The organism is Mucilaginibacter sp. (assembly GCF_041660805.1).
Taxonomy (GTDB): Bacteria; Bacteroidota; Bacteroidia; order Sphingobacteriales; family Sphingobacteriaceae; genus Mucilaginibacter.
Window position 1 is genome coordinate 1 of record NZ_JBAZVP010000050.1, and the last position, 20844, is coordinate 20844.

The 20844-nt window shown below is 41.7% G+C and carries 16 protein-coding genes, 1 tRNA gene and 1 pseudogene; 9 read left to right on the forward strand and 9 right to left on the reverse strand.

Translation table 11 applies throughout. The features are described 5' to 3' along the window. Positions 1–175: pseudogene (locus WC743_RS27065) on the reverse strand (30S ribosomal protein S12); the annotation flags it as partial. A gap of 240 nt (positions 176–415) precedes the next feature. On the opposite strand from WC743_RS27065, the gene WC743_RS27070 reads away from it, so the two are divergent. The 3 genes from WC743_RS27070 (at position 416) to WC743_RS27080 (ending at position 1830) form a co-directional block, all read left to right on the forward strand. Further along, a complete protein-coding gene (locus tag WC743_RS27070; RefSeq protein ID WP_373016686.1) occupies positions 416–724 on the forward strand; it encodes a hypothetical protein in 309 nt (102 codons plus the stop codon). A 689-nt stretch (positions 725–1413) separates the two neighbouring features. Continuing rightward, positions 1414–1489, forward strand: a tRNA-Gly gene (locus WC743_RS27075). Between the two features lie 89 nt (positions 1490–1578). After that, positions 1579–1830 carry a hypothetical protein gene (locus WC743_RS27080; RefSeq protein ID WP_373016687.1) on the forward strand — a complete coding sequence of 84 codons (252 nt, stop codon included), beginning with the start codon at positions 1579–1581 and terminating at the stop codon, positions 1828–1830. A 245-nt stretch (positions 1831–2075) separates the two neighbouring features. Here WC743_RS27080 and WC743_RS27085 read toward each other — a convergent pair whose 3' ends face one another. Beyond that, complete coding sequence (locus WC743_RS27085) at positions 2076–3248, reverse strand: acyl-CoA dehydrogenase family protein (RefSeq protein WP_373016688.1); 1173 nt, start codon at positions 3246–3248, stop codon at positions 2076–2078. Positions 3249–3496: 248 nt separating this feature from the next. On the opposite strand from WC743_RS27085, the gene WC743_RS27090 reads away from it, so the two are divergent. Then, entirely contained in the window at positions 3497–4015 is a 519-nt protein-coding gene (locus tag WC743_RS27090) for a DinB family protein (RefSeq protein WP_373016689.1), read from the forward strand. A 104-nt stretch (positions 4016–4119) separates the two neighbouring features. Here the strand turns inward: WC743_RS27090 and WC743_RS27095 are convergent, their stop codons facing one another. Both WC743_RS27095 and WC743_RS27100 read right to left on the reverse strand, forming a co-directional pair. Next, the gene (locus tag WC743_RS27095; RefSeq protein WP_373016690.1) at positions 4120–5427 is read right to left on the reverse strand and encodes an alpha-L-fucosidase; all 1308 of its coding nucleotides are present in this window, start codon (positions 5425–5427) and stop codon (positions 4120–4122) included. Positions 5428–5441: 14 nt separating this feature from the next. Beyond that, entirely contained in the window at positions 5442–5771 is a 330-nt protein-coding gene (locus WC743_RS27100; protein WP_373016691.1) for an L-rhamnose mutarotase, read from the reverse strand. A 123-nt stretch (positions 5772–5894) separates the two neighbouring features. Here WC743_RS27100 and WC743_RS27105 point away from each other — a divergent pair, with 123 nt between their 5' ends. Together WC743_RS27105 and WC743_RS27110 are read left to right on the forward strand one after the other, a co-directional pair. After that, entirely contained in the window at positions 5895–6410 is a 516-nt protein-coding gene (locus tag WC743_RS27105) for a GNAT family N-acetyltransferase (protein ID WP_373016692.1), read from the forward strand. A 60-nt stretch (positions 6411–6470) separates the two neighbouring features. Next, positions 6471–9035: a phosphocholine-specific phospholipase C gene (locus tag WC743_RS27110; RefSeq protein WP_373016693.1), complete on the forward strand. Its 2565-nt coding sequence runs from the start codon at positions 6471–6473 to the stop codon at positions 9033–9035. Here WC743_RS27110 and WC743_RS27115 read toward each other — a convergent pair. Both WC743_RS27115 and WC743_RS27120 read right to left on the reverse strand, forming a co-directional pair. After that, positions 9032–10279 carry a serpin family protein gene (locus WC743_RS27115; RefSeq protein ID WP_373016694.1) on the reverse strand — a complete coding sequence of 416 codons (1248 nt, stop codon included), beginning with the start codon at positions 10277–10279 and terminating at the stop codon, positions 9032–9034. The genes WC743_RS27110 and WC743_RS27115 overlap by 4 nt on opposite strands. An 81-nt stretch (positions 10280–10360) precedes the next feature. Then, positions 10361–12028, reverse strand: coding sequence for an ArnT family glycosyltransferase (locus WC743_RS27120; protein ID WP_373016695.1), 1668 nt, complete (start codon positions 12026–12028; stop codon positions 10361–10363). Positions 12029–12324: 296 nt separating this feature from the next. Here WC743_RS27120 and WC743_RS27125 point away from each other — a divergent pair, with 296 nt between their 5' ends. The 3 genes from WC743_RS27125 to WC743_RS27135 all read left to right on the forward strand — a co-directional run bounded on the left by WC743_RS27125 (position 12325) and on the right by WC743_RS27135 (position 15221). Next, the gene (locus WC743_RS27125; protein WP_373016696.1) at positions 12325–13182 is read left to right on the forward strand and encodes an alpha/beta hydrolase; all 858 of its coding nucleotides are present in this window, start codon (positions 12325–12327) and stop codon (positions 13180–13182) included. A gap of 409 nt (positions 13183–13591) precedes the next feature. Continuing rightward, positions 13592–14491: an MBL fold metallo-hydrolase gene (locus tag WC743_RS27130; RefSeq protein WP_373016697.1), complete on the forward strand. Its 900-nt coding sequence runs from the start codon at positions 13592–13594 to the stop codon at positions 14489–14491. A gap of 10 nt (positions 14492–14501) precedes the next feature. Then, positions 14502–15221, forward strand: a complete 720-nt coding sequence (locus tag WC743_RS27135; protein ID WP_373016698.1) for a hypothetical protein — start codon at positions 14502–14504, stop codon at positions 15219–15221. A gap of 489 nt (positions 15222–15710) precedes the next feature. Here the strand turns inward: WC743_RS27135 and WC743_RS27140 are convergent, their stop codons facing one another. The 3 genes from WC743_RS27140 to WC743_RS27150 all read right to left on the reverse strand — a co-directional run bounded on the left by WC743_RS27140 (position 15711) and on the right by WC743_RS27150 (position 20424). Beyond that, entirely contained in the window at positions 15711–16196 is a 486-nt protein-coding gene (locus WC743_RS27140) for a hypothetical protein (protein WP_373016699.1), read from the reverse strand. 74 nt (positions 16197–16270) lie between these two features. Next, positions 16271–18175, reverse strand: coding sequence for a DUF3857 domain-containing protein (locus tag WC743_RS27145; protein ID WP_373016700.1), 1905 nt, complete (start codon positions 18173–18175; stop codon positions 16271–16273). Between the two features lie 47 nt (positions 18176–18222). Beyond that, positions 18223–20424 carry a penicillin acylase family protein gene (locus tag WC743_RS27150; RefSeq protein WP_373016701.1) on the reverse strand — a complete coding sequence of 734 codons (2202 nt, stop codon included), beginning with the start codon at positions 20422–20424 and terminating at the stop codon, positions 18223–18225. Positions 20425–20844 lie beyond the last annotated feature (420 nt).

Here is a 20844-nt window from a genome sequence, read left to right on the forward strand (position 1 = left end):
TTGTAAGGCGCACACGTGCAACTTTACGCATTGCTGAGTTTGGTTTTTTAGGGGTAGTGGTGTACACACGGGTGCACACGCCTCTTCGCTGTGGACAGCTGTCCAACGCTGGTGACTTACTCTTGTCAACCATAGCTACTCTACCTTTTCTAACTAATTGCTGAATAGTAGGCATTTTTTCCTTTTTGTATTTACAGTTTTATCCTTATTTTAAGGACTGCAAAGGTAGGTACTATTTTTTGATTTTCAAGGGCTTGAATGAAAAAGATTTTTGTAATAGATTGATTAGGTGGGGAGAGTGGTGGAATTTGATGAATTTGACTTATCGGTTTGTCATTCTTAGCGATAGCAAGGGATCTGAGATGAGACATAGGGTCACCTTTGCATCATTGAGTGTATTAATATAAAACCACAGATGAAATTGGCTTGGCAAATTTTTAAGAAACACCCTATATCAATAGTATGCTATTTAATTTATATTGTATTTTGTTATTTCGCTTTGTCCGTGTGCTTTCAATTCCATCAGTATAATAAATTACATCCTGAACGCAGCGGAATTGCCAGTGGCGGTGAAACCGCAGGTTTTGCAGCATTTCTTACTTATATATTTGCTTTACTTTTCCTTGTGGCTATTGTTATAACAGGAAGCATAAAAGGCGACTCTTTCTATTTTTTATTAGGATTGGGAGTTATAATCCCTCTAATCATACTCGGAAATATTTAATGTTAAAGCAGCAACTGTGCTACTATCTTCCGCCAGTCCCGCTTTCCGCTTATACTGCACAGGCCTTATTCCAATGTCATTATTTAAGGAAAGGCAAAATACTCCGTTAGGAGTAAAAGCTTTGTAGGAAATATAAATTGTGCTTTTAGCGTGCCGTAGGTACGCAACGCAAAGGTTCCGTACCTATGGCACGGATTAGATAATTTCGATTTTAGTCTACAAAGCTTTAACCCCTCTGGGGTAGAGATCCCTTAAATAATGACATTGGGCATTATTCACGGGCCGGTACCCGTTGCAATCGGGTTTAGTTGGCAAGGCCCGTACCCCACCGGGTCTGCCTCTTTGTAGAGAAACTTAAAGAGGCGATTGAACTCGTTCTTGAATTGAATATGATATTGGTCTCTGCATAGTAATTATACCCAAAAAAATGGTGACAATATTTTGTCAGTAGCAGAATTAAAACTTGCTTATTATCAGCTATTTATTTGTGTTCACGGCCGTGAACGTGAACGCTTCTTACCGTTATTAACGTAGTAAATTAACTGAACAGCGTAACCATTGCTGCTATTTCCGGCAGCCCCGCTTTCCGCTGCAATCGGGTTTAATTCTGGAGGGCCGGACCAATATCCCAACTATTTCCAATTAAATTTTTGCTATTTGATCTAAAATTCTACTTTTGCCACCCCAACGCGAAAGTAGCTCAGTTGGTAGAGCACGACCTTGCCAAGGTCGGGGTCGCGAGTTCGAATCTCGTCTTTCGCTCCAATCCCTTCATCACCCATGAAGGGATTTTTTTATTTATATCTCTTTTACTGCGCCGGTTTATTATCTTCAACTATTAAACTAAATCAATCATGAAAACAGACCTGTACACCAAGATCATTCTTACCATCATCGCTGTAGCGCTAACTATTAACCTGGTTAAAAGCAGCATTACTCCTGCCATGGCCGATACCAAAAAGTATGTAACCCTGCCTGTAAACCCCGATGGCAGCATTAACGTAAACATTAATAAAATGAACGAAACCATGGATGTAAATATCAAAAGCGTAGACAGGGGCGCGTTATATTATGTATCACCCATACCGGTAAAGGTTACCCAGTAAATAATTGAATAAAAAAGCAGGTATAATTTAAATTATACCTGCTTTATGATTAAGGTTCAAAATATTAACGTGACGGGGCTCCGGGTGGTTTTGGCGGAGGTTTTGGATGATGCATGCTCCCGCAACTTGTTCCAATTGCCATATATAATGCAGCAAGCATTATAAGGCCTATTAATTTCTTTTTCATTGCTTTGTCTTTTATTGATTAATAAGCCTTTATGCTGATTTGTTTTAGTTATTTAAACCTATCGCAGCACTTCCCTGCTTATCACTATTTTTTGTATCTCAGATGTTCCTTCGCCTATGGTGCATAACTTGGCATCACGATAAAATTTCTCTACCGGGAAATCTTTTGTATAACCATAACCACCAAATATCTGTACAGCTTCGTTAGCGGTACGTACCGCCACTTCTGATGCAAAGTATTTAGCCATGGCCGATTGCTTGGTAACCGGCAAATGGCGGTTCTTCAGGTCGGCGGCTTGCATGATCAGTAGTTCTGCGGCTTCAATTTCGGTAGCCATATCTGCCAGTTTAAACGCGATACCCTGGAAATTGCTGATAGGCTGCCCAAACTGATGGCGTTCTTTTGAATAGGCTACTGCCGCTTCAAAAGCGCCTTTGGCAATACCTAATGATAATGCCGCTATAGATATCCGTCCGCCATCTAGTACTTTCATGGCTTGTTTAAAACCATCGCCTTCGGCGCCTAACAAATTTTCTTTGTGTACATGGCAATTGTCAAATATCATTTCAGTGGTTTCTGATGCGCGCATGCCCAGCTTATTTTCCTTTTTACCGGCGCTAAAACCGGGTGTGCCTTTTTCAATTACAATAGCCGAGATTCCTTTCGAATCGCCTTTGTTACCGGTACGCACCATTACCACGGCCAAATCGCCGGATTTACCATGAGTGATCCAGTTTTTTGAACCATTTATAATATAGTGGTCGCCATCTAATACGGCAGTAGTGTTCATTCCCATCGCGTCAGATCCGGTGTTGGCTTCAGTTAAGCCCCATGCACCTAACCATTCGGCAGTGGCTAGTTTAGGTAACCATCTTTGTTTTTGCTCATTACTGGCAAACGCCAGGATATGGCCGGTACATAACGAGTTATGCGCCGCTACGGATAGGCCTATTGATCCGCATACTTTTGCTATTTCAACTATAACGGTAACATATTCGGCATAGCCAAAACCCGATCCTCCGTATTCTTCAGGTACCAGCACGCCCATCATACCGGTTTCGCCTAATTGTTTAAAAAGGTCTATCGGGAAAAACTGCTCCTCGTCCCATTGCATTACATTTGGTCTGATGTGCTTTTCGGCAAAATCCTTTGCCATCTGGCCTACCATTCTTTGATTGTCGCTTACAGAAAAGTCATAACCCGCAGGGCTATCCGTTAATATATGATCCATTTTTTTGTAGTGTATTATAATTGATTTCAGTAAAACTAACGATTAATTTACCTATTTGGTTTAGCTTTTAAAGCGGCCAAATCAATAACAAAACGGTATCTGGTATAAATATCAGGTTTAAATGGAATAGGTCAATTTATTATGCATGCATAGCAATTGAAAATATTTTAAAATTATTTTTTCCTGCTGACATAGGGCTGTCAGTAGCCTGCCGTTTCTTTGAATTATAAACCAAAAACAACAACGCTATGTCACTAATTGAAATTTTTTTGAAAGAACTTAATGCGGAATCAATAACTACCCGCAAAATGTTAGAGCGCGTACCAAACGACAAATACGATTGGCAGCCTCACCCAAAAAGCATGGATATCCGCCGCCTGGCAACCCATATTGCCGAACTACCTACCTGGATCACTATGGCTTTAACTACTGATGAGCTTGATTTTCAAAACAATGCCTATGAGCAAAAGAACGTTGATAATACCAGTCAGCTAATGGAGCTATTTGAAAGATCATTAATTGACGGCCGTACGCAACTGGTACCGGCCAATGAGAGTAAACTTGGCGAGACCTGGATATTAAGAAACGGCGATACAATCCTTGATAAAAGCACCAAAGGCGAAGTAATACGCATGGCTTTATCACAGATCATTCATCATAGGGCACAACTGGGTGTATTTTTACGCCTATTGGATATACCTATCCCTGGCAGTTACGGCCCAAGTGCTGATGAAATGGAATTTGCAACGAGTAAAGCAGAAGCATAATTTTCTATTAAACACGAAGGACACTCAGAATAAAAAGTCCAATTAAAATACAAAGGGCACAAAGGTTTTACACTTTGTGCCCTTTGTATTTTAACAACCCTTATCTAATTTACCGTTAACTTAACAATAGTATCATTAGCATCCATTGGTAATCCGGCTGTGTAAATAAATACACCTTCGGGCTGCTGTTTAAATTTAACTGCAGTACCATTGCCTAACAAAACCGCTTTAGTAACCGTTTCTTTTACCTGCGGGATAAAAATATAAGGCACCGATTGTTGCTCGGTAATATGGGCATACATGGTTTTATTTTTAACAGTAACCACACCCCACGCTTGCGGCGGCACACTGCTTCCTCTTGTACCGTAAATGGCTTCGCCGTTCTTTTTAACCCATGCGCCAACTATAGCCAGCGTATCAGTAAATTCAGGCTGAATCTTTCCGTTAGGCATTGGCCCAATGTTTAACAAAAAGTTAGCATTACGCCCTGCCGAATTCACCAAATAGTGAATGATCTGTTTTGACGATTTAAATTTTCTGTCGGTAATATTAAAGCCCCAGCTGTTGTTAATGGTCTCGCAGGTTTCAAGCGGCAGGTTTCCAATTTTTGATTCGCCGCTAAAGCCGGTATTATTATTGCCCGGCAAATCCTTTTCAAACATCTGGAAATCTTCGCCATCCTTTGGCGCCAAATGGTGATTGTTACCAACCATTATTGATGGATTAAGCTTATGTATCAAACCATAAATTTCGTCATAGTGCCAGTTGGCCTCGGTGCGTTCCCAGTTACCATCAAACCAAATTCCTTTTACCCCGGGGTATTTAGTAATTAGTTCGGTAAGCTGGTCTTTCATAAATTTAATATAGCTGTCCCAGTCGCCTTTTACAGGTTTACCATCAACAATCTGGCTGCCATAAGCATAATCTGCCCTGCCCCAGTCCAATAACGAATAATAAAAATGCAGTTCAATACCTTCTTTCTCACACTCTTTTGCAAGCTCCATTAATGGATCTTTATGATAAGGCGTAGCATCAACAATATTATATGGCGACATCTTTGTACCAAACATGCTAAAGCCATCATGATGCCTTGAGGTAATAGTGATATACTTCATACCGGCTTTTTTAGCGAAAGCTACCCACTCCTTTGCATTAAACTCCTGTGGATTAAAAAAATCTGCTAACCGTTTATAGCTATCATAAGAGATCTTTTTTTGGTTCATTACCCACTCGCCATCACCCAAAATACTGTATATACCCCAATGAATAAATAAGCCAAACTTCATATCCTGAAAATTCCTGCGCGCCGCCATATTACCTGCTGTGGGCACGTAAGTTCCTTGCGCCATAGCATTGTTTAGGCCCGTGGCAGTAACAAACAACAGGCAAACCATAATTAACTTTCTTTTCATATTTGTTGGTTTAGTTATAATTGAAATATCTTGTCCATTAAAACCCACTTTTCACCGGCAATTGCGCCTTTTACCGGCTGTTGATATTTCCACATCAGTTGCTCCCACTCTTGTACTTTTACATTATCTGCATCCATGGCCGCTTTATTCTCAAAGCTAAAATCATCAGTTGTTTCCATGATCATGAATAAGCGTATATCATAACGGTAAATTTCCATGCCGATGATCCCTGAGCCGTTGATGCTATCCAATACCTCGGGCCATACGCTTTTGTGATAGGCCTCATATTCGGCTATCAGTGAGGTATCATCTTTAAGATCGAGGGTTAAACAGTATCTTTTCAAGGTAAATTGAGTGTGTTCAATTGGTTGTACAAGTAACCAAATGTTTGGCATAATTACAAATGACATCTGTTAATCGCTTTCAGAAATAATCTATAATTTTAACTTATCAAAATATTAACCTTAATGGCCAATACCCTTTTTGAAACGCCAAACCTTGTCATCAGGCGTTTTACAACCTATGATGATACATTTATTTTTGAACTGCTGAACACACCTACATGGAAGGAGTTTATAGGCGAGCGGAATATCCATTCAATACTTGACGCGACAAATTACCTGCATAATGGCCCATTGGCACTTTATACCCAATACGGCTACGGCCCCTGGTTGGTGGGGTTAAAAGAAACCAATCAGCCTATTGGCATGTGTGGCTTATTCAAGCGTAATTACCTCGATAAGCCTGACCTTGGCTTTGCCTTCTTACCCGGCTTTGAAGGCAGGGGATTTGCTTATGAAAGCAGTATGGCTACCCTTAAGTACGTAACTGATAGCTATAATTTAGAGTTCCTTTATGCAACAACAACTGATAAAAACTCCCGTTCGCAACGTTTGCTTGAGCGGTGCGGTTTTATCAGAAACGGACAGATAACCCCACCCGGTGATGAGGAATTATTACTATACCGGTTCATTTTACAATAACATAATATAGTCTTTATCTAACATCATGTATAATTTATGAGTGTTTAATATCTTTAGCACATGTTAAATTCCCGCAGAGATTTTCTTAAAAAAGCCGCGCTGTTAACAGGGGCAGCAGGTTTAAGCAGTGTTTTACCAAACTCTATAGCGAAAGCTATGGCCATAAACCCCGCAGTTGGCAGTACATGGATGGATGCTGAGCATGTGGTTATCCTGATGCAGGAGAACCGCTCTTTTGACCATTGTTTTGGCTCATTGAAAGGCGTAAGAGGATTTAATGACCCCCGTATTATTGATTTACCTAATAAAAATCCGGTTTGGCTGCAATCGAACGCCAAAGGCGAAACATACGCGCCATTCCATTTAGATATCAAAAACACAAAAGCCACCTGGATGAACTCGTTACCGCACAGCTGGAGCAACCAGGTAAATGCCCGTAACGATGGTAAATTTGACCAATGGCTGAATGAAAAGCAATCTGGTAATAAAGAATATAAGGATATGCCCTTAACCCTGGGCTACCATAAACGCGAAGACCTGCCCTTTAATTACGCCCTGGCTGATGCTTTTACTGTATGCGACCAAAATTTTTGCTCGTCGCTTACGGGTACTACGCCTAACCGGCTTTTTTTGTGGAGCGGCACTATCCGTAAAGATCAGGATGAAAACTCAAGGGCTAACGTTTGGAACGAGGATGCCGATTTTGGCACGCTGAACTGGACAACCTTCCCGGAACGCCTGGAAGAAAATGGCGTATCATGGAAGTGCTACCAAAACGAAGTATCAATAAATGTTGGTTTTGAGGGCGAGGAAGATGCTTGGCTTTCAAACTTTACTGATAACCCTTTAGAGTTTTTTGAGCAGTATAATGTTAAACTGCATGACAAGCACATCATCTACTTAAAAAAACAGCTGGAACTGCTGCCAAAGCAAATTACAGCAACAGAAGAACAAATAAAAAGCCTGGCCGACGGAGACGCGAAATTAACCCCGCTTAAAAAACAGCTTAAGCGAATGCAGACCGAACTGGATGCTATAAATAAAGATATTGATATATTAAAACCCGGCGCTTTTGACAAGCTCTCACAAAAGGAAAAAAACATCCACCTTAAAGCGTTTGACACCAATAAAGGGGACCCAAATTATCACGATCTTACTACCTTAAAGTATAACGATAATGGTACAGAACGTGAACTAAAAGTGCCAAAGGGTGATGTATTGCACCAGTTTAGAGAAGATGTAAATACCGGCAAATTACCTGCTGTATCGTGGCTTACCGCCTCAGAAAACTTTTCTGACCACCCCGGTGCTCCCTGGTACGGGGCATGGTATTTATCAGAGGTACTGGATATTCTTACGCACAACCCCGCCGTATGGAAAAAGACCATCTTTATATTAACTTATGATGAGAATGATGGTTATTTTGACCACATCCCGCCTTTTGTAGCGCCACATTCTCATAAAGAGGGTACAGGCAAAGTATCCAACGGAATAGATACCCGGGTGGAATTTGTAACCCTTGATCAGGAACTGGCCCGCAAAGGTTTCCCTAAAAATTATAAAAGAGAAAATGCGATAGGCTTAGGCTACCGTGTGCCTATGGTTATAGCTTCACCATGGAGCAGGGGCGGATATGTTAATTCCGAAGTTTTCGACCATACTTCTACCCTACAGTTTTTGGAGAAATTTCTGGCCCACAAAACCGGCAAGCAGATAAAAGAACAGAATATCAGTGACTGGCGCCGTACCGTTTGCGGCGACTTGACATCGGTTTTCAGACCATATAATGGCGAGAAATTGCCGGCGCTTCCTTTTTTAAATAAGGATAAATCGGCCGAAGGTATACACAAGGCACAATTTAAAAAACTACCGTCTGATTATAAAAAGCTAACAGCTAACGAGATAGCGCTTATTAAAAAGGCCCCGCATACATCACCCTATATGCCTCAACAAGAAAAAGGCATTAAACCATCTAATGCATTGCCATATGAGTTATATGCCGATGGTAAGCTAAGTGAGGATAAAAAATCATTTGAGATAAAATTTAAAGCCGGAAACGATGTTTTTGGTAAACAGGCAGCCGGTGCGCCGTTTAATGTATATGCACCCGGTAAGTATATTAATTTTGATGATCCGCAGAAAATGGAGGCTGTACGCACCTGGAACTATGCCCTTACACCGGGTGACAGCCTAACTGATATTTGGCCTGTAAACGAGTTTGAGAATGATAATTACCATCTGCGGGTATATGGCCCTAACGGCTTTTACAGGGAGTTTAAAGGCAATACCAAGGACCCGCTTTTTGACGTAGCGTTTGCTTACCAGGCGGTAAACAAAAAGCTGAACGGTAACGTTAAGCTAACCTTTCAGTTGAGAATGAATGATAAGCCCCTTACTGTGGAGATAATTGATAATTCGTACAAAACAGGCACCAAGAAAATGACCATTCAGGGCGAATCATTTGCCCCGCAGACCATGGTACTTGACTTGGCAAAAAATCACGGCTGGTATGACTTTAGCATAAAAGTAAACGGGTACAGCAATTTTGAAAAAAGATATGCAGGCCGTGTAGAAACCGGCAAACATAGCTACTCCGACCCGCTAATGGGCGGCGTTATAGTTTAGTTCGCTGTTAGCAGTGGGTTATTAACAATTCCGGTAAACAATATTAGCCCGGTTTTCATTTCGCGGATCGCGAATATGAACGGGCGGTTTAGTCGCAATTCATTTGCAGGCGCCGAGGTTATAACCATCGTTACTGAAGTTGCTGCGGCAGCTTCGGTTCCCTGCTCATTTACTTCGACAAATGCTTTGTGCATAACAGATGAAATGCGTAGTCCGCCATTTGCGTTAATTCCGGTAAAATCTGCCTGCTCTGAAAAAGCATTGCCCATACCCAAACTGGTAAGGTCATTTTTTAAAGATTTTTGATAGCTAAAACTAAACTTCGGGAAATATACGGTGTTGGTGGTGGGCTTTAAGCCGGTCATCCAGGTTTGCCACTTGGCGGCATCTATATCTGCCAGCAGGGCTTTAGCACTAACACCCGGTGCAGGCAAAACAACTACCATGCTATATTTATCATTACTGTAAGGAAATTCAGCAACAACGGTAGGTTTAAGATTGGCATCAGTATAATAAATATTATGATCGATCCTGCCAGTCATAAAATCGGCTTGTACCTGGCTGTTATCCCCTGTGGTGAACGCCTGTTTTGATGTTTTATCAGCATCAAACTTATTTTTCCAGCTGCTTTTAAAGTAAATGGCATTAATGAGGTACATTAAATCATTACCAGAGATCTGCTGAATTATTGAAGGTATCTTACCGTTAGTTGCATCCTTTACCCAATTATTTATTACATCTTTTGATGCGGGATTAGCAAAGTCAAGTGACTGTACTTTAGCATTGTAGGCATTGGTGTTAGTTGTGATAAATGGTTGCAGCACATCAAACCCCTGCCTGTACCATATAGAGTTGGCAATATCAAGCTTGGTATTTGGGTCAAGCTGCGGCAGTTCGGTAATTAGCTTTTTATAATAGCTATTTACACTATCCTGCGAAAAACCATTAAAATTCATGGTGTTATTAATGCTTTGCAGGGTTTCGCCTTTGGCGCCATTAACGGTCATACCCAGAGCAAAGCTTACACTTAAAGGCGACATAAACAGGTTATCGTTACCTATAGCAGTGGCCGATATTTGCTTAAATAATTTCAGGGTGAACGCATTATCCGCTGCTACTTTTTGCTGCTCGGCAGGAGTAAGCACCAGGTCCTTACCAGTATCGGGGTTGACATTGTTTTTATTGCAGGAAACAAAGCCAATAATTAAAACACATAAAAATAACAGCGGAGTTTTGCGAGTCATAAGGTCAGTATTAATTTATTTTCACCTGGTTTATAACTATTACGCACGCAGGCGTTTAAGTGCTACAGGTAACTCGAAAAATTAACGGACCAATACAACCTGCATGGTATCTAACGTTGCAGCGCGTGTAGCTTTATTCAAAAAAGCGGGCTTGAGGCGGGTAATGGCATAATGCGGAAAATAGGCAAGCTTTTGTACCTGCCGGCCTTTGCTTGCCAGATCAGCTACCGCACCGGGGCTGCCATAAAATATAAATGATGTAGCAGGTATTTTTTCTTTCCCTCCGGGATATAGGGTGATGATTGATGGATCGATATAAAAATCCATTGGGTGCGATCCTATCTCGTGGTTTTGAACCACCGGTAACTTATCGGTGTTATGGTGATTGATCCACATAGCGGCTTCGCTGCCAGACTGGTAATGCAGCAATGATGGGTAAAACGCGAAGTTCAGGTAAATATTTACGATGAAAGCCGCGATAAGTGTACGGAACGCGGTTCGCCTGAAATCCGTTTCAGGGAAGTTTCCCGGCAGGATAAGCATGATAATCAACCAGATAAGAAGTGTAAGCCCTACATGCCAGCTAAACTCTACAGGGCGGAAAAAGTAATGCAGCACAGCTATAATTGCAAGCATCAAAACAACTACAATTACCTGTGTTATACGGATAATATTTAGCGTCTTTGCTGATCGTAAACCATACAAATACTGGGCAGTAATTATGGCAAAAAACGGGAATACAATATTCAAATAATGAGGCAGTTGAAACTTTGAAGCCGAGAACAGCAGGAAAGTAAGCAGCGCCCCGCTAATGCAAAACCATTCGCGGTTATGTACATTTTTAATGCCTGTTTTTATGAATTGATAAATGGCAGCAAACAGTAATAATGACCAGGGCAAAAAAGCCCATAAAGTGGTGTGGATGAAGAAGGTAGGATCACCGTGGCCTTTGATGGGGCCCGTATTAAAAAAGCGGCCAAACTGACTATCCCAGAAAAAAAATTGTATGCCTGATACACCCGTCCGGTCAAAAACTACCTTTTCGGGATGGCTATCAAACTGCCGGTAAAGGCAATAGATCTCGGGCAATATAAACACCAATATTAACACTGCAGCTAATAACCAACGCAGGTTAAAAACTTGCTTCCATTGCCTGGTAATGAGCAAATTACCGGCAATTGCACCGCCAATGGGCACCAGGGCGAACATACCTTTTGTCATGATAGCGCAGGCGGTAAACAGGCTGGCTATAACCAGTTGCCAAAAACTGTTGCGGGTGTAGGCGTTGTAAAAATGGTACACTCCCGCTATGATTAGCCCAGTAAGGTAAGGCTCGGCACGTACATCGTTGTTAGAGAGGATAATATGCTGCGCCGTAAGCAATATCAGTACCGACCATAGAGCCACTTCTTTGCTGTATAACTTCCTGGCAAACAGGTAGGTGTACCCTGCTCCCATCAGCATAAATAATATTCCGGGCAGCTTGTAGGCCCAGGTTGTAAAGCCAAAAAGCTTGAAAGAAAAAGCGGTTATCCAGAACGGGAAATGCGGTTTATCCAGCCAATCGGTGCCGTAGGCGAAGAGCTGTACATAATCGTTACGCTGTACCATAGTTTTGGCAATACTGGCATACAGCGTACCATCAGGCCCCATAATGGGGATGAACAAGCCACTAAAATTAACCAGTACAGCAATCCCTATAAAATAATAGAGCCATTTGGTTTGGTGGATGCCAGGCAGGGTGTTCATATATGTGGTAAAGGTAATGAGAATTAACAGCCCACAAATAGCGTGACGACTAACTTTTTGTTCCGCTGTTCCGTTCCGCTAAAAGCGGAACAAAGCGGAACAAAAGCGGAACAGTGCACACCATCCTTTTAGATATCGGTATTCGCGGTTTTGCAAAAACACCTCTAAAAATCTCTAATTATATCTAATTATATCAGGAGCCATCTAAAATATTGCACGAAAACAATTCATATTTTTTTATAAATTTAGCCATGCAACAAACCCCGGCTGCATCAAACCAAATAATATAAATCTTCATGAAAAAAACTTTTTTTGTACTGTTGATGCTATGCCCTTTTATGATCATGGCACAAACCGGCAAAGTGTACGACAACCTGAGCCTTAACAGCAAGATCCTGAAAAGCGAGCGCAAGTATGCCATTTATTTACCACCCGATTATGAAACTTCGGGCCGCAATTACCCGGTGCTTTACCTGTTGCATGGTAGCGGCGATGACCAAACCGGCTGGGTGCAGTTTGGCGAGGTGCTTAACATTACCGACAAAGCAATTAAGGATGGCACCGCTACCCCAATGATAATTGTGATGCCCGATGCCAACACCGGCAGGCGCGGTTATTTTAATGATATAAAAGGCGACTGGAACTATGAGGATTTCTTTTTTAAGGAACTGGTTCCGTTTGTGGAGAAGAAGTACCGCATAAAAAGCGATAAGCGTTTTCGTGCGGTGGCGGGTTTGAGCATGGGTGGCGGCGGCAGTTTTGTTTATGCGTTGCACCATCCCGAAATGTTTTCGTCTGCATGCCCGTTAAGTGCGTCTACAGGTTTTTTAACTTTAGAGGATGCCCGTACGGCTATCAACAGAAACACACCTAATCTGCCTGATACTACGGTAACCAACTTTTACAATAAATACAGCGTGATCCCCTTGCTGAACGCTATGCCCGATGCACAAAAGAAAGCTGTGCGCTGGTTTATGGATGTGGGCGATGACGACTTTTTATTTGAAGGTAACGGGCTGGTACATAATCTGATGCGAAAAAAGGATATTCCGCATGAGTACCGGGTGCGCGATGGCGCCCATAACTGGACCTACTGGCGCACCTCGCTACCTGTAGTGCTGGAGTTTGTATCACAGGCGTTTCATCAGTATTAAATTGTTGAATAAAGGACCAGGGAAATCGCTTTTAAGATTATTTAAGGGTAAACCCCGTTAGGGGTTAAAGCTTTGTAGAAAAACAATCAGGGTAACCCTACCGTGCCATCGGTACGGTACCACGCCAGGTAGCGTACCGATGGCACGCTAAGATCTTAATTATGATTTTCTACAAAGCTTTAGCACCTACGGCGCTATTTATAAAAATATATCTCCTTAAATAATGGCATTGCCCCACGGTTGGTGGATTTGAAATTAATATTCTTTCTACCTACAAATTGTGCCTGACGGCACATTTGAGAACCGTAAATAAACAAGCTCTTTAAAAGCGATTTTGCTGGATAAAGAATGGATCGGCCTCAATTCAAAGACTAATTACTATTTTAGCTAATATCAAAAGCCCCAAAATATGGAACGCAGAAAATTTTTAATGAACACGGCCCTTACCGCCGGTGCTTTAACCTTTTTAGGTAACCGGAGCTTTGCCTCATGGTTGGCCGACCCCACTTATAAGATAACCCCTTTACGTAACAACGTAGGTATTTTTACCGAAAAAGGCGGTACCATTATCTGGATGACCAATAAGGAAGGTATTGTTGTGGTTGATGCCGAGTTTCCGGATACGGCCCCGCATTTGATTGCCGAGATGCAAAAAAAATCTGACAAGCCTTTTCAATGGCTCATTAACACGCATCACCATGGCGACCATACCAGCGGTAACATTGCTTTTAAAGGACTGGTGAAAAATGTTGCGGCACATGCCAATTCATTAATCAATCAGAAGGCATCTGCTGTTAAACAGAAATCTGAGGATAAACAGTTGTACCCCGATACTACCTTTACCGATAAATGGAAAATAAAGGTTGGCGATGAGCGCATTACCGCCCACTATTTTGGCACCGGCCATACCAATGGCGATAGCATGATCCACTTTGAAAATGCCAACATTGTGCACACCGGAGACCTTGTGTTTAACCGCCTTTACCCTTATATTGACCGCAGCGCGGGCGCATCATGCAAGCACTGGCCTTTAGTGCTTGAAGCTGCCACCAAACAGTTTGATAAGAACACCATATTTGTTTTTGGCCATGCCTTTGACCCGGTTAAAGTTACCGGCACTATGGAAGATGTTAAGCTGATGAAAGACTTTATGGAAAAATTGGTAGCCTATGTTGATGGCGGCATTAAAGCTGGCAAAACCAAAGAAGAAATACTATCTGCAAAAGCTATACCCGGTGTTACCGAATGGCAGGGCAATGGCATTGAACGCGGACTAACCGCTGCTTACGAGGAATTAACCGGGGCATAATTATTAAAGCATGAAATATTTATTTTTAATTACAGTAATATCATTAATTGGTTTTACTACAACTAAAAGCACAACATCAACCACTGTGCTGCAAAAAATGTACAGCCGCTATCATAATAAATGGCATACCTCGTTAACGTTTAACCAAACTACCGGCAGGTACCGTAATGATAGCCTGATAAAAAACGACACATGGTATGAGCGTATTGTTTATCCGGATATGCTGCGGATAGATTTTGGTAGTGTAAACAGTGGTAACGGTGTTATTTATCGTGGTGATTCGTCTTATTCTTTCAGAAACAACAAAGTAATACGTGCTGCACGGGGCGAAAACGAGCTCATTTTCTTTTTGGGTGGCATGTACTTTAAAACATTTGATCAGTTATTGGCGCATTTCGCCGAACTGCATTTCGACCTTTCAAAGTTTCATGAAAGCAGCTGGAAAGGCAAGCCGGTTTATGTTTTGGGCGCCGAAAAAGATGATGATACCCTGAACCAGTTATGGATAGATAAAGATAAGCTGGTAGCGGTACGTTATTTTAAATTTGATAAGGGTACAAAAACAGAGGCCACTTTTGAAGAACATAAAATGTTAAACGGCGCCTGGAGCGAAACGCTATGCAAGTTTTTTATAAATGATAAATTACTGCAGACAGAAACCTACCATGATATTGTAGCCAACACACCAATCGACAAAAATGTGTTCGACCCTAAATTAATAGGGAAATAACCGTCAATATCGTACTCTTTTACGCTAACACACCCCTGCCCATGTTCGGAAGACGAAAGAAAGCGGTGGATATGCGCGATTCCCTACAAACGGGAGGGTGCAGGGAGGGGTTTATGGGACAGATATTGGCGTAAATAACCCCTACCCGCCACTTCACAGGCAGCCGCACCCTTCCCCAAGGAAGGAGTCTTGGCGTAAATCAAACCTTCCGAACACTTCGCCTTTATTGGACAATACCAACAAAGGGCAAAATATAATGATAAGGTCGCACGCTGAATGCAACTGTTTGTGAGGACACAAACAGCGGGGATATATATCACAGACCAAATCCCCATTTTGGTGTCCTCACCAAATTCTTTAGGCAAGTTCATCGAATGCAACTGTTTGTGAGGACAACACCAACAAAGGCTCAGGTGGTGCACTGGGCGTTAGATGCTTCACTACGTTCAGCATGACAGATCTATTTGCTTATCCATAGCGGGCTACAGATCAATACCCTACAAATTCTTTTTGGTTCACCTTTACCATAGCCTTGTTGTTGGTAGTGCTGATGTACATATCAACACGGTAAAACTCATTGTCGAAAACAAAGATGTTGTTATCGTTATCTACCCCCTGAAACTTCAGGGTAAACTTAGATCTTTTGGCCTGGCCTATAAGGTTTATTACATACTGCGGCTCAAGTGTGGTATAGGTAATAGTGCGTAAAACTGTACCATTTTGCAATATAGTATTAACACCAATTGTAATATTTTGCTCTTTTAATTTAGGGTTCATTGATCTGAAATGTTCTATCCTTTTCCCATCAACCGTTTCAATATACTGATGTTTAAAAACCTTACCCAGTGTTAAGTAATTATGTGCCTGCCCATCACTGAGGTTGGTGAGGTTGGTAAGATCAAAAAAAGAAATGCTTTGCGCGTAAGTGCCTGTGCCAAAGCAAAACAGCAACACTATCAAAAGATATTTTTTCATTTACTAATTAGCGCAAATATATGTTTTTTTAGAGTTGATACTGACTAAATAACAGGGCTGCAGGCCGTTAATGATTAAGCCTTCCTCAGCACAATCTGTTCATCTAACATCTCGTACATTTTTTTATAAAACTCACGCAACGAAGGGTATTCGTCTTTACTGTATCTTGCCTTTTTAAACCTAATCATGTAGTTAACAATAATATCCCCTTCCATTTCGCCTACTATCCGTTTAAAGCTAATGGTATTATCGGGCATTACAATAGTGATTGATTTGGGCAGCGCATCTATTTTGTAACCTTTAGGCAATTTATACCTGCCGTTTATGATATAGTTATTCAGGTATATGAAGTCGATATCAGAGAAACGGCTTTCATTTATAAAAGGATTTATCCCAATACCTGTAAACAAGTTGGGGCTAAAGTATATGTATTTTTCGTCTGCCCCGGGCAACTCAAGCTTAAAGTTAAAATCCTCGCGCAAAGGCAAGGTATCGCTCTCCATGTTTTGCAATTTAAATATGCTGATATCAATTTTGGTATTGCCACCTTTTACACTACTGTTGATATACTCCTTTTCGCCCAACTTATCATATATAAACAGCTTGGCTATCCTTTTATAATCCGAGCTACTGATTTGTGTGTTACCTGTTAGCCTGCCAGTTGCATCTATCTGTGCGTTTACAAAAACAGCTTCCTGTGATGGCGTACCGTTTTGCAGATGGATTATCGCAGATTCTTTGGTTTCGGGGTTTATAGTCATCATGTTGAGCCCCAAAAGCTCATAAGGTGTTTCGTTAAAAACATTGTATTTGCCAGATGCATCTAAAACATAGTAGGTAAGTGAATCAATTGGCACCTGTACAACAGTTTTGTTGAGACGTGTAAAACCTGGATTATCTATTTCAATTTCGCCGTTGTCGCGGGTGCCTAACACTATTAATGATGGATTTATACCCGATGATTTCAAAAAATGGTACAAAATGAGGTTTATTTCTGTGGAGTTACCGCGCTTGTTTAGCCAGGCTTTTTGAATACCCTTATCTGAAAAGCAGAAATCCTCTTCATTCCACTTAACCGTGTGCTTAACTGTATTGAACAGGTAAGCCATTTTTTCGTTTTTGGTTTTTAAACTTTTGGCGTTTGCTATTATTTCGGCCTCTTTATCCAGACTTAAGTTTAACTGGCCGCCAAAATCCTGAAAATTCAACAGCCGCGTCGCAATAGCTCCCCAAAAGTTTAGCTTTATGGGTTTAAAATATATACTCTGCAAATTATCTTCAATAGAATGCATGTAGGGCTCCAGCCTGAAGCTATTGATGTTTGCCATGGCCCACTTATGCGCCCTTGACATAGATCCTTCTGCATTAACTACAGTATCTATTGTAAATTTTTGGTTTGCTTTTATAATGGTGTTAAAGTCGTAGAGATAATAAAACCCCGCATGCAGCTCGCTATATCTTGTAGGTATCAGCGTCTGAAACTGCCAATCGGGATAGTTAAGTGGAGCATTGGTTTGCCATGTGTACCTAACTTCAATTACAGACCCCGCTTTAACACCAGGCAATGTAAAAACTCTTGCTTTATGATGCTTGTCAATCTTTTCGGTGTAGATAAGTTTTGGGTCTAAAAAGGTTTTTTGGATTTTGTTATTAACCAGGTTTATTGTAACTGCCTCTATATCTTTAAATCTCTCATAAGCGCCGTTCTCCCAAAACTCCAGCCTTATATTAGCTTCTGATGCCCCCTTTTCATTAAAAATTTTTATCCGCTTACGCCGCTCCATTACAATATCGTTATTATACTTTCTGTAGCCTACCTTGGCCACATCAAACAGCACCATAGCGTTGGCACCTTTTTCAAAGCTGCAGGTGGTCATTTTCAGGTCGGCGGTATCAACTACCCCATAGGGCGATACCTGCGCCGCTGCTTTAAATGATATTGCAAAAGATATTAAAAGCAGGGAGTAAAGATTTTTCAAATAATAAGGTTTAGGCTACTAAATTAAAAAAATAACACATTGCTAAATTACGGGTGATAGGTCTTTTCGGCATGTTTCAGCACATCTTCTTTATAAAACAATACATCTTTAAACTTGCCATCAATGTAACCCTGCGCCTGGTCTGTATAGTGTTTTGATGCCGGGTTGAATGATGAGCCGCCGGTAACAATGGTTTTGGCTTTTACCCTTGGCCCAAACTCAATAGCGGCAATAAAACTATTACCCGAATAGCCGTAGCGCTTTTGCGTACCCATAGGGCGGCTTACAAATGATGGCAGCTGGCCAAAGTTTGATGAGGTAGCCCCTACCGGTAAGCTCGGTTGCTTATCATCAAACGTTACACCATCGGCAGGGCGCTGGTAACGGTTAATATCGCCCCAGGCAGTTTTCCAGTTGCCATAACGGCTTTGCAGGCTTTTTACCGCTTCACTAAGTAATTCCATCTGTTTATTGCCGGGTAAAGTTGCCAGCATTTCGCGCACGCGCTTTACCTGGTAGCTATTTTCGCCGGGCAATGGCGCAGGCAGTACCCGCATTATTGCCGTTCCATATTCAACGCCCAGCGTTGTAGCGATTGAATTGGCGGCAGAACGCCTGTCCCATTGTTGTAATACAGCAAGTGGTTCTGCCAGTTGGGTTTTTAAAGTATCGGGAGCGTTCTTATATGCTGCAAACAAAGGCGGCAGCACATCATCAAACAAACTAAGATAATGATCATACCCCTTGCTTATCATTTCATCAAGCGAGAGCTTGCCTGCATCTTTAAGCAATTTGGCGGCTAATATGCCACGGTAATTTTCATTATCGGGCGCCATGTACAAGGGGTATTTACTCTTATCCGGACTGGCGGTGCCTGATGCGGTAAATGGTGTGGAGTTACAATTCTGGATCCAGCCGGTGGCGGGGTTGTAAACGTGAACAATCTCGTTCAAAGGGTGCAAGCCTTTCCATTCGGTTGCAGGTGTGGTGCCATCAACAGGCAAAGCCCAGTTAATTTTAGCATCGCGCTTTGGCATAAAGTTACCGTACCAAAACGCAATGTTGCCCTTATCATCAGCATAAACGGTGTTGTTACTGGTGTTTGATAGCAAGTCCATAGCCTTTTTATATTGCTCAAGAGTATTGGCCTTGGTAATAAGCCATGACTCCAGCAAGGCATTATAAGAGCGGTTATTGTGTTTTAGCGCCAGCCATTTACCATCCCTTGCGGCAAGTACCGGCCCGTGGTGTGTGTAATAACCGGTGATATTGCGGGAAACTGTTTGGTCGCCTTGTTTAATGTTTAGTTTAAGGGCACGGGTTGTAACGGGTTTCAGTTTGCCATCATATTCATAAAACCATTTGCCATCCTTTTTTACTACTTTTTCGGCATATACATCGCCAACATCGGCATAGCTGCTGGTGTGCATCCATCCGCAGTGAGCGTTAAAGCCCTGGTAAATAAAAAACTGGCCCCAGGTAACCGCGCCGTAAGCCTGTAGCCCTTCATCGCTTTTTAACCCTACCTCGCTCCTGAAATAAAATGGCACATGTGGGTTAATATATAACATAGCATGCCCCGATGCCGACTTTGCCGGCGCTATGGCAAAACCGTTTGAGCCGGTTTCCCTTTCTTCATACATTTTAATATCGCGGGGTTTATATACTGATCCTAACTTTTCTGTTTCGCCATTATAAAAGGCTTGTGTTTCTTTCGGGCTTATGTTGCCTGTTTCTGTGGCGGCCACACTGCCATCTGTAAACATTAAGGCATACCAGGGTTTAAAGCGGGTGAATACCACAGGCTTAACTTCCGGGTGCTTATAGAGGTAATAGTTAAGGCCATCGGCAAAGGCATCCATCAGCTTTTTAAAATAAAGTGGACTTTTATTATAGTCGGCAATTGCCCCGGCGCTATCGGCAATTAGTTGTAACTGCACATCATCAAACAAACGGCTTTCGCCATCAGCCTCGCTTTGGCGGCCAAGCTGGTACAGGTAATTACGCTCTATCCCTTTAAAATTATCCTCGCATTGGGTGTACATTAAACCAAACACTACAGCGGCATCTGTTTTGCCATAAATGTGCGGCACACCATAATCATCACGAATAATAGTAACGGCCGCGGCCTGCTGCTTAAATCTGCTTATTTCGGCACTGCTAAACTTTTGGGCTGATACTAAGACTGGTATAAATATCAGCGTTGCAATAAAAAAGTTTTTAATGTGAGTAGTAGCGCGTATGATCATTTTTAATCTTACAAAAGGTTTAGCGGACTTATAATGTGCCTAATTTAATAATTATAGTACTTGCTGCTATATGTAGAACAGAAATAGCTAACTCATAGCAACAGCAAAATACATAGTTGCATGGAAGTTAAGTGAATTACGTTATAGTTTAGCATTCGTCATTTTATTGTTACCATTTGCAATAATCCGGGTAGCCGGCCGTTGGAAGTGTATATTTGACCCAAAATTATAGTGTTTAAAAAGTTAGGCTCAATATTTGCACTACAACACCCACACTTATAGCAAGTTAAAAGAAATATAGGTAGCCGAAAGGTTTTTACTATAAGAACTTGGGTAAACAAACATGTTATCTGAGGTTTAGTTGATCAACATTATTTGAGAGATGATGTTGTCGGGCGTTCCGGGGTGAGATACGGAACG

Coding starts and splice junctions, on each gene's coding strand:
- WC743_RS27070 (WP_373016686.1), top strand. CDS start 416: ATGAAATTGGCTTGGCAAATTTTTAAGAAACACCCTATATCAATAGTA.
- WC743_RS27080 (WP_373016687.1), top strand. CDS start 1,579: ATGAAAACAGACCTGTACACCAAGATCATTCTTACCATCATCGCTGTA.
- WC743_RS27085 (WP_373016688.1), bottom strand. CDS start 3,248: ATGGATCATATATTAACGGATAGCCCTGCGGGTTATGACTTTTCTGTA.
- WC743_RS27090 (WP_373016689.1), top strand. CDS start 3,497: ATGTCACTAATTGAAATTTTTTTGAAAGAACTTAATGCGGAATCAATA.
- WC743_RS27095 (WP_373016690.1), bottom strand. CDS start 5,427: ATGAAAAGAAAGTTAATTATGGTTTGCCTGTTGTTTGTTACTGCCACG.
- WC743_RS27105 (WP_373016692.1), top strand. CDS start 5,895: ATGGCCAATACCCTTTTTGAAACGCCAAACCTTGTCATCAGGCGTTTT.
- WC743_RS27110 (WP_373016693.1), top strand. CDS start 6,471: ATGTTAAATTCCCGCAGAGATTTTCTTAAAAAAGCCGCGCTGTTAACA.
- WC743_RS27115 (WP_373016694.1), bottom strand. CDS start 10,279: ATGACTCGCAAAACTCCGCTGTTATTTTTATGTGTTTTAATTATTGGC.
- WC743_RS27120 (WP_373016695.1), bottom strand. CDS start 12,028: ATGAACACCCTGCCTGGCATCCACCAAACCAAATGGCTCTATTATTTT.
- WC743_RS27125 (WP_373016696.1), top strand. CDS start 12,325: ATGAAAAAAACTTTTTTTGTACTGTTGATGCTATGCCCTTTTATGATC.
- WC743_RS27130 (WP_373016697.1), top strand. CDS start 13,592: ATGGAACGCAGAAAATTTTTAATGAACACGGCCCTTACCGCCGGTGCT.
- WC743_RS27135 (WP_373016698.1), top strand. CDS start 14,502: ATGAAATATTTATTTTTAATTACAGTAATATCATTAATTGGTTTTACT.
- WC743_RS27140 (WP_373016699.1), bottom strand. CDS start 16,196: ATGAAAAAATATCTTTTGATAGTGTTGCTGTTTTGCTTTGGCACAGGC.
- WC743_RS27150 (WP_373016701.1), bottom strand. CDS start 20,424: ATGATCATACGCGCTACTACTCACATTAAAAACTTTTTTATTGCAACG.